6 protein-coding genes and 1 pseudogene are annotated in these 8898 nt (G+C 73.3%); all 7 read right to left on the bottom strand.

Annotation, left to right across the window (positions count from 1 at the left end):
- Positions 1–468, bottom strand: a pseudogene (locus ACTIF1_RS18070) (IS481 family transposase); the annotation flags it as partial.
- Positions 469–525: 57 nt separating this feature from the next.
- Entirely contained in the window at positions 526–2052 is a 1527-nt protein-coding gene (locus ACTIF1_RS18065) for a sensor histidine kinase (protein WP_439597847.1), read from the bottom strand.
- A 112-nt stretch (positions 2053–2164) separates the two neighbouring features.
- Entirely contained in the window at positions 2165–3514 is a 1350-nt protein-coding gene (locus ACTIF1_RS18060) for an HlyD family type I secretion periplasmic adaptor subunit (protein ID WP_439597846.1), read from the bottom strand.
- The gene (locus ACTIF1_RS18055) at positions 3511–5178 is read right to left on the bottom strand and encodes an ATP-binding cassette domain-containing protein (RefSeq protein WP_439597845.1); all 1668 of its coding nucleotides are present in this window, start codon (positions 5176–5178) and stop codon (positions 3511–3513) included. The genes ACTIF1_RS18060 and ACTIF1_RS18055 overlap by 4 nt, the downstream gene beginning before the upstream one ends.
- A complete protein-coding gene (locus ACTIF1_RS18050) occupies positions 5175–6887 on the bottom strand; it encodes an ATP-binding cassette domain-containing protein (protein ID WP_439597844.1) in 1713 nt (570 codons plus the stop codon). The genes ACTIF1_RS18055 and ACTIF1_RS18050 overlap by 4 nt, the downstream gene beginning before the upstream one ends.
- Positions 6887–7585: a hypothetical protein gene (locus ACTIF1_RS18045; protein ID WP_439597843.1), complete on the bottom strand. Its 699-nt coding sequence runs from the start codon at positions 7583–7585 to the stop codon at positions 6887–6889. The genes ACTIF1_RS18050 and ACTIF1_RS18045 overlap by 1 nt, the downstream gene beginning before the upstream one ends.
- Positions 7569–8873, bottom strand: a complete 1305-nt coding sequence (locus ACTIF1_RS18040) for a glycosyltransferase family 4 protein (RefSeq protein WP_439597842.1) — start codon at positions 8871–8873, stop codon at positions 7569–7571. The genes ACTIF1_RS18045 and ACTIF1_RS18040 overlap by 17 nt, the downstream gene beginning before the upstream one ends.
- Between the last annotated feature and the right edge of the window lie 25 nt (positions 8874–8898).

Raw genomic sequence — 8898 nt, 5'->3', positions numbered from 1 at the left:
GTCGATGGCGAGGAACAGGTGGCGCTTGCCCTCCGCCAGGCGCAGTTCGCAGGCATCGACGTGGCCGAAGCCGATGGCGGTTTCGGCGAAGCGGCCGTGCTTGGTCGCCTTCTCCTCGCCTTTAGGCAGGCGCGAGATGCCGTGGCGGGCCAGGCAGCGGTGCAGGGCGGAGCGGGTGAGCCGGGGGATCGTCTCGCGCAGCGCGCCCAGAACGTCGTCGAGCGGCAGGAGGGTGCGGCGGCGGAACTCGACGACGACGGCCTCCTCGACCTCGGTCAGGGTGGTGCTGCGCGGGCGGGTCGGTCCCATGGGGGCGTCGGCGGTGGTGGTGCGCCTGCGCCACTTGGCGACGGTCTTGGGGTTCAGGCGGTACCGGGCGGCGAGGGCGCGGGTCGGCGCTTGCGACGCTTGGAGCTCGGCTCGAACTCGCGGCGTCGTTCGGGCTGAGCCATGAAGACCTGCTGCCACAACGCATCCTCCTCCTGAGGTGAGAAGGATGCACCACTACTCCTCGGGACTACACACCTAGTCCTCGGTCACCACTGCGAGATCAGCGCCGAACTCGGCCTGCAGCCCGCCGCAGCCGAAATGCAGCTCGGCATGGCGCGCGCCGCAGATGCCCATGCGGATCAGCCGGGCGCCGAAGCCGGTTTCGGCCGGCGGCCGCACCGGCGGGCCGCCGCTCTCGCGCCAGCCCAGCAGGAAGCGCCGGCCCTCGATCCGCCAGTCGATCGCCACCCGGCCCGCTTCGCGGCTGAGTGCGCCGTATTTCATCGCATTGGTCGCCAGTTCATGCAGCAGCAGCGAGAGCGAGAGCGCGGCGCGCGAGCCGATCGGAAGGTCGGGGCCGGAGAGCTGGAAGCGCGGGCCCTCCGTCTCCAGCCGCAGCACGGTGTCCAGCAGCCGGTGCAGGGTGGTGGCGGACCAGCTGGTCTGCACCAGCACGTCATGCGCCCGGCTCAGCGTCGCCAGCCGGCTCTGCAGCGAGCGCGAGGCCTCGGGATCGGCGCCGCGCAGGGTCTGGATCGCCAGCGCCTGGACCATGGCGAAGGTGTTCTTCACCCGGTGCGACAGCTCCTCCATCAGAAGCTGCTTCTGCTCCTCCCGGCTGCGGCGGTCGGTGACATCCACGGCGGTGCCGGAAAAGCGCAGCGGCCGGCCCGCCTCGTCCTGCACCAGCCGGCCCCGGCATTCGACCCAGCGCAGCGTCTTGCCCGGCGGGGCCACGCGATACTCGACGCGGAAATCGGCACCCTCCTCGAAGACCGCACGGATCTTCTCGCGCAGCGGGGGGATGTCCTCGGGAAGGACGAATTCCTGGTATTCCTCCATGGTCAGTCCGGCCGCAGTCCGGTCCACCTCCAGGCCATAGAGCCGCGCGAAGCGCGCATCTCCGGTCAGTCGATTGGTGGCCACGGGCCAGTCCCAGAGGCCGACGCTGCCCGAGGCATCGAGCGCCATCTGCAGCCGCTCATCCCGCAGCAGCAGCTCTCGCTCGCTGGCCGCCAGCCGCTCCAGCGTCACCTCCAGCATCCGGCGATTGGCCGCCTCCGCGCGGGCACTGCGGCGGAGCTCAAGCTGCGCCATCACCTGGCGCGACAGGGCCAGCAGCGCCTCCGCCTGCGGCTCCGTGAGGCCCGCGGGACGCGGCGCGGTATCGATGACGCAGAGCGTGCCGAGCGCGTGGCCATCCGGCGTCTCCAGCACCGCGCCGGCATAGAAGCGCAGATGCGGTTCCTCGGTGACCAGCGGGTTTTCCCGTGTGCGGTCATCCGCCTCCAGGTCCGTGATCTGGAACAGGCTGCGGCCCTGGATGGCATGGGAGCAGACCGATTGGCTGCGCGGCGTGCCCTGCGCCGGCAGGCCGACCCGCGCCTTGAACCATTGGCGGTCGGCGCCGACCAGGCTGACGATGGCGATCGGTGCATCGCAGATCTGAGACGCGATGCGAACGATATCGTCGAAGGCCTGCTCGGACCCGGTATCGAGGATGTCGTAGCGGTCGAGCGCGGAAAGCCGCAGCGCCTCGGCGGAGGGCTCGGTCGAGGTCATCAGGTCAGGGTCAACCGGGGACAGGAGGCCAGTTCCTGCACCCTGGCGAAAGACAGGACCAGCATCGCTTCAGAGGGGTGCCATGCAGCCGAAGCGGGACTCCCGCCGCAATTCAGTCACGCAACGCGCGCCGCAACGAATCCCGGATCGGCGAGACGAGGTAGCTGAGCGCGCTGCGCACCTCGCCGAGGACGAAGATCTCGGTCGGCATGCCGGCATTCAGCCGAAGGCCGGGCACCCGCTCCAGCTCGCTGGCCGCGATCTCGGCGCGGGCCAGGAAATAGACCACGCCCTGCGGATCGGTCTGCTGGTCGGCCGAGACATAGGTCAGGCGCCCGGCCAGCAGCGGCGTGGTGCGCTGGCGCAGCGCGGTCAGGCGCACATTCACCGGCTGGCCGACGCGCAGCTGTTCCACATCCGTGGGCGCCACGCGGGCCTCGACCACCAGCCGGTCATCCAGCGGCACCAGGTCCAGCACCGGCTGGCCATCGGTGATGCTGCTGCCCGGCGTGACGAAGCGGATATCGGTGACGATCCCCGGCTCGCTGGCCACCAGCTCGCGCCGCGCGCGGATATTCTCGGCGGCGATCAGGCGCTGCTCGGCCTCCACCAGCTGTTGCTGCGCATCCTGCAATTCGCGCGCGATATCCTGCGCGCGGGTCAGGCGCAGGGTGGCAAGCTCCGCCTCCGCCTGGGCGATGGCCTGGCGGAACTGCGCCTCCTGCGCCGCATAGAGGCCCATCTCGCCGCGCGCCTGGGCTTCCAGCCGCTCCAGCTCCCGAACCTCCCGCACCCGGGCGAAGCCCTGCCGCGCCAGGGGGCGCAGCCCCTGCAGGTCGGCGCGGACGGAGGCGGCGCGGGCGGCGGCGGCGGCGCGCTGGGCGCCGGCGGCCTGCAGCTGTTCCCGCGGCACGGCGACGCGGCGTTCATAGACCTGCTGGTTGCTGTCGAAGGCTTCCCATCGCGCCAGGAACAGCCGCAGCTCCGCGTTCAGCAGCGCCGCGAGGGCGGCATCGGCCTGCGCCGCCGCGATGATCTCCGCGGGCACGGAGAATTGCCGCTGGTCCTGCTGCTCGGCGCGCAGCCGGGCGACGCGGGCGGTCAGCAGGCGGGACTGGGCGCGCAGCTGCACCGCATTGGCCTCGGCCGAGGTGGGGTCGAGCCGCAGCAGCACCTGGCCCGCCTGCACGCGCTGGCCTTCGCGCACCAGCAATTCCTGCAGGATGCCGGGCTCCGCCAGCATCATGGATTTGCGCCGCCCTTCCGCCACCAGCGCCCCGCGCGCGACCACGGCGCGCTCGATCGGCGTGATGGCGGCCCAGCCCAGAAGCCCGCCAAAACCCACCACCAGCAGCAGCAGCGCCGCGCGCATCACGCGCCGCACATCGGGGGTGGCGGCTGCCGCCTCGGCCTCGGCGAAATGCAGCGGCAGGGCGCGGGGGCCGGTCAGTCGCGCGGTCATGCCGACCTTCCTACGGGCGCTTCCGCCCGCCAATGGCCGCCGGGCGCAAGCCGCAGCAACTGGTCGACATGCCCGGCCCAGAGCGCCGGCTCGTGGCTGATCAGCAGGCAGGCGGCGCCGTTCTCGCGCGCGGCAAGCACCGCATCGCGCACCGCCTCCCGCCCCGCCTGGTCCAGCCCCGCCTCGGGTTCGTCCAGGGCCAGCAGTTCCGGCGCGCCGTAGAGGGCACGCGCCAGGCCCACCATGCGGCGCTGGCCCATGGACAGGCCGCCCGTTGGCCCGGCTTCCGTCGCATAGCCCTGGGGCAGGCGGCCGATCATGTCATGCGCGCCGGCCTGGCGCGCCGCCTCCACCACGCCCGCCGCATCCTCCGGCCCGAAGCGGCCGATATTCTGCAGCACGCTGCCCTCCAGCAGCTGCACGTCCTGCGGCAGATAGCCGATGCGCGGGCCGAGCGTGGCGCGGTCCGCATGCCTGGTGTTCTGACCGCTGAGCAGCGCATCGCCGCCATCCGCCGGCAGCAGGCCGAGCGCGAGGCGCAGCAGGCTGGACTTGCCGACGCCATTCGGCCCCAGCACCAGGGTGATGGAGCCCGGCGGGCAATAGAGGGAAAGATCCGCCAGCACAGGCTGCAGTCCGCCCGGCGGCGTCCAGCGCAGGTCGCGCAGCCAGAGCCCCGGATGCGCCTCCGCCTCGGGTGGCCGCGGGGCCGGCTCCGCATGATCCGCGAACAGCTCCTGCAGCCGCCGCCAGGCCAGGGCGGCAAAGGCCCATTCGCGCCAGGCCAGCACGATGCGTGCGATGGGCTGCGTCGCCGTGCCGGCCAGCATCATCGCCGCGATGATCGACCCCGGCGAGGCCTGGTCGCCCAGTGCCAGCACCACGCCCACCACCACCACCGCGCCCTGCGCCATGTAGGAGGCGAATTCCGTCACCCCGCGCAGCGCCCGCGCCCGGGCCTGGGCGCGGTCGCCCTCGGCCAGGGCCGCCGCCTGCGCCGGCTCCCACCGCCGCACCACGGCGGCCAGCATGCCGAGCCCCTCCAGCATGTCGGACTGGCGCAGCCGGCCCTGCAATTCCCCGGCATTGCGCAGCTGGCGTTCGGAGGCGCCGCGCAGCAGGCCGCGCGTGGTGCGGTCCAGCACCAGGCCGAGCAGGCCCATCATCACGCAGGCGCTGGCCACCACCAGCGCATAGACCGGGTGCAGCAGGAACAGCACCAGCAGCGCCACCGGCAGCGCCGTCATGTCGAACATATCGGCCAGGGTATTGCCGCCGAGGAAGCGGCGCAGCTCCGCCGCATCCTGCAGCGCGGCCAGCCCGGGCTGGCGGCTGCCCAGCAGCGCGCTGCGCACCGCGGCCTGCAGCGCCTCCAGGCTCAGCCTGCGGGCGATATCCTCGGCGAGTGCGGACATCAGCGCGGCCCGCAGCGCGCGCAGCGCGCCGGCCATGGACAGCGCCACGACGAAGGCGATGGAGAGCACCGTCAGCGTGTCGAGGTTGTGGCCCTCCGTCACGCCATCGAAGATATGCATGGTCAGCAGCGGCATGCCGAGCAGCGCGGCCTGCCGCGCGAGGGACATGGCCAGCGTCAGCGCCAGCACCCGGCGGAAGGCGGGCGCCGCGCGCAGCGCGCCCCAGGCCTCGGTGAGCTGCCCGCTCATGCCGCGCGACCCGGAGCCGTGAGCAGCGGCGCGCCGGCGGTCGCCACCACCTGGCCGCCGCGCAGCGTCACCACCCGATGCGCCGCCGCCAGCAGCGCCGGGCGATGCGAGGTCAGCAGGATGCCGGTGCCGCGGGCGGCAAGGTTGCGCAGCAGCAGCACCAGCCTTTCCTCGCCGGCCGCATCGAGGAAGGCGGCGGGCTCGTCCAGCACCAGCAGGCGGGGGCTGCCGTAGAGCGCGCGGGCCAGCGCCACGCGCTGCCGCTGGCCTGCGGAAAGCGGGCCCTCGGCGCGCGTCGGCGTCGCATAGCCGGCGGGCAGGGCGCAGATCAGGCCATGCGCATCGGCCAGCCGCGCCGCCTGCATCACGGCCGCCATGTCCGGCACGCCGAGCCGTGCGATGGCCTCGGCGATGGTGCCGTCGGTCAGCAGCGGGTCCTGCGGCAGGTAGCCGACATGGCGGGCGAAATCCTCCCGCGCCCATTGCCAGGTGGCCTGGCCATCCAGGAAGGCGCCGCCGGCGGAGGGGCGGATCATGCCGATCGCGATGCGCAGCAGCGTGGTCTTGCCGGCGCCTGCGGTGCCGGCCAGGGCGACGATCCGGCCCGGCGGCACCTCCAGCGCCACCTCGCGCAGCAGGGGGCGGGGCGCGCCGCGATGGGCGAAGCTCACGCGCTCCAGCACCAGGCGCCCCTCCCGGCAGGGGAAGGCGATGGCGCCATCCGCCGTGCGGTCCGGGCGCATCATCTCCGAAAGCCGCTTCCAGGCGGCGCTCGCCGCGCCCCATTCATGGCTGGCGCCGCCGAGGCGCGCGAAGGGGGTGATGATCTGGCCGGTGACCAGCATGGCCAGCACCATGCCGTAGCCGACATTGATCCCATTCGCCGAGAGCAGCGTGCCCACCACGAGCGCGCCGCCTGAGCCCACGCCATGGATGGTGGCAAGCCCGGCGCCGACCCAGCGCGCCCCGGCCTGGGCGCCCCGCAGCGCCGATGCACCCTCGCCCAGCCGCGCCTGCCAGCGCGCGGCCAGCGGCGCGCGCAGGCCCATCGCCTCCACCGCCTCGGCGCAGCGCATGGCATCCGCGACCAGCCCCGCGGTGCGCGCCTGCGCCTCATTGGCCGCCCCCAGCGCGCGCCGCGTCAGCCGGTCCCCGAGCAGGGAAAGCAGCGCCGCGGCCAGGCAGCAGGACAGCGCCCACAGGGTGAAGGCCCAGTGGAAGAACAGCAGCAGCAGGATCAGCGTCGGCACCAGCACCGCATCCACCAGCCCGGTCAGTACCGGGCCGGTGAGGTTGCGGCGCAGCTCCTCCACATCGCGCAGCGCCTGGGCGGCGGCGAGGTCGGAGCGCCCCGGCTGCTGCGCGGCGGCCAGCACCAGCGGCGCCGCCAGCCGCCGCGCCAGGCGATGCGAGATGGCGATCAGCCCCAGCTCCCGCAGCTGGTCCAGGCCGAGCAGGATGCCGACGGCGAGGCAGAAGGCGATGGCGAGCCCGGCCAGGGTCCAGGGATTGCCGGTGGGCAGCACCATCTGCCAGATCAGCAGCTTGGCCGCGACCACGCCGAAGGTGGCGAGCGAGAGCGCCAGCCCCAGCGCCAGCGTCAGCCGCGCCGCCGCGGCCACCTCCGCCCGCGCCACCTCGATCACGTCCCGCGCCCCGCCGCTGGCGGGGGCGGCCGCGCCGCGGGGCAGGCTGCGCGCCTGGGCCACTAGAGCGCCAGCACCAGGGCGAAGGCGGCGAGCGCACCGAGGCCGGTCAGCGCCAGCAGCGCGATCAGCACCACCTGCCAGGTATCCAGCCCCGCGGGCCCGGGGGCGCGGGGGGCGGGGGTGGCGGCCTGCAGGCTGGCCAGGCGCTCATCGAGCCGCGCCACCCAGGCCTCCAGCACCGCCATGCGCTGCTCCACCTCCGCCGGCTCGGCCGTCAGCGGCGCGGGCAGGGGCTGGTCGGCGGCGCGCTGCGCCAGCTCCTGCAGCCGCGATTCCAGCGCCCGCTGCCCGACCACCAGCTGCTCGATCACCTTGACCAGCTGCGGATTGGGGGCCGCCGCGCGATGGTCCAGCCGCGCCTCCGCCGGTGCGCCGCGGCGGAACAGGGGCAGCACCACCTCGCCCCCCTCGGCGCCGCGCGCCACCACGCTGAGATCGGCGCGGCGCTCCGCCCAGGCCGGCTTCAGCGGGAAGCGGAAGCCGTGCGAGGCATCGCCGATTCCGGCGCGGATCAGGTCCGTGCGATGCCGGTCGGCGACGCTGGTGGCCACCGCCACGCCATCCAGCCGCAACTCCACCACCACGCGTTCCGTCGGCTGCGCCGGCTCGAAGGCCCAGCCATCGATCTGGTTGCCGGTCACCGCATCGACGAAGCCGCGGATATCCGGGCCGGGCAGGGCTTCAGCCAAGGCGGACACGCGCGCGTCCTTCCCTGCGCAGGGCGGCGGGGCGGGCGGCGGCCAAAGGCGTCGGCAGGCCCAGCAGGCGGCGATAGAGCGCCAGATGCGCGGCCGCCGCCTGATCCAGGCTGCGCGGCGGCGCGATGCCCTGGGCCAGTCGGTCCCAGAGCCCCGGCTCCTCCGCCGCGCGGCGCATCACCTGCGCCAGGCCGATGGCGTCGCCGACCGGGAAATGCAGCCCATCCACGCCGTCCCGCACCGATTCCGCCATGCCGCCGACATCGCCACAGATCACCGGGCGGCCATGGCGAAAAGCTTCCTGCACCACCAGGGGCGCATTCTCCCACCAGATGGAGGGCATCACCACCCAATCCACCGCCGCCATCCGCGCCGGCATGTCGGCCGCGGTATAGAGCCCGTGATGCCGCGCATCCGGCGCCGCCTCCAGCGCCGCCTTGAAGTTCTCCAGGAAGTCGTCCGGCTGGAAGGCGGTCCCGCCATGCAAGGCGAGGTCATGCGCCACGCCCTGCCGGCTGAGCCGGGCGGAGGCGGCAAGCGCCACCATGCTGCCCTTGAAGCGGTTGATATGGCCGAAGAAGCCGAAGCGGTCCCGGCGCCCATCCGGCGCCAGGCGCGGCGGCGCGGCGGGGCCTTCGGCGATGCCATTGCGCATCACCTCGATGCGCGCGCCATCCCAGCCGGCGGCGATGAAGCGGTCGCGCAGGAAGTCGGACGGCGCGAGCAGCAGGTCCACCCCCGCCATGGCGCCGCGTACCGCAATCTCCCGCAGCACCAGGTCGGTGCTGCCGCGGCCGGGGAAGCAGCGCCGGCAGCCATCGGCGGAGGGGCCGGGGCAGAGCCGGCCATCGGTGGTCAGCAACTGGCCTTCCTGCGGGCAGAGGGCGAAGAAGTCGTGCAGCGTCACCACGATGCGTGCGCGCGGCGCGACGCGGCGCACCAGCTCCAGCGTCTCCAGCCCGAAATACAGCAGGTGGTGGAAATGGACGATATCCGGCTGGTAGTCGGCGACGACTTCCACCAGCTCCGCCAGGCCCCAGCTATCGACCTGGGAGAGGTGAAAACGGTCGAAATGGCTGAGCCAGACCAGCATCTCATCCGCATGGGCGCCGATCGACTGGAACAGCGTGCCGGGGCGGCGTTCGCGGTGCTGCGCGGTGACGGCGCCGAGGAACAGCCCCTCCACCCCATGCCGGTCGCGCAGCGCGCGGAACAGCCCGCGCGCCACCACCTCGGTGCCGCCCGGCTGCAGGTCAGGATGGTTATGGCAGAAGACGAGCAGGCGCATGGGGTGACTACGCTAGAGTAAAGAC

Origin of the sequence: Falsiroseomonas sp., from assembly GCF_051860665.1 — a bacterium.
Classification (GTDB): Bacteria; Pseudomonadota; Alphaproteobacteria; order Acetobacterales; family Acetobacteraceae; genus Falsiroseomonas.
The sequence above is the reverse complement of the archived record's forward strand: the minus strand, read 5'-3'. Positions and strand labels throughout refer to the sequence as shown.

What these genes read in the sequence shown, in the direction of transcription:
- ACTIF1_RS18060 (WP_439597846.1), bottom strand. Translation starts at nt 3,514, where the DNA reads ATGACCGCGCGACTGACCGGCCCCCGCGCCCTGCCGCTGCATTTCGCC.
- ACTIF1_RS18055 (WP_439597845.1), bottom strand. Translation starts at nt 5,178, where the DNA reads ATGAGCGGGCAGCTCACCGAGGCCTGGGGCGCGCTGCGCGCGGCGCCC.
- ACTIF1_RS18040 (WP_439597842.1), bottom strand. Translation starts at nt 8,873, where the DNA reads ATGCGCCTGCTCGTCTTCTGCCATAACCATCCTGACCTGCAGCCGGGC.
- ACTIF1_RS18065 (WP_439597847.1), bottom strand. Translation starts at nt 2,052, where the DNA reads ATGACCTCGACCGAGCCCTCCGCCGAGGCGCTGCGGCTTTCCGCGCTC.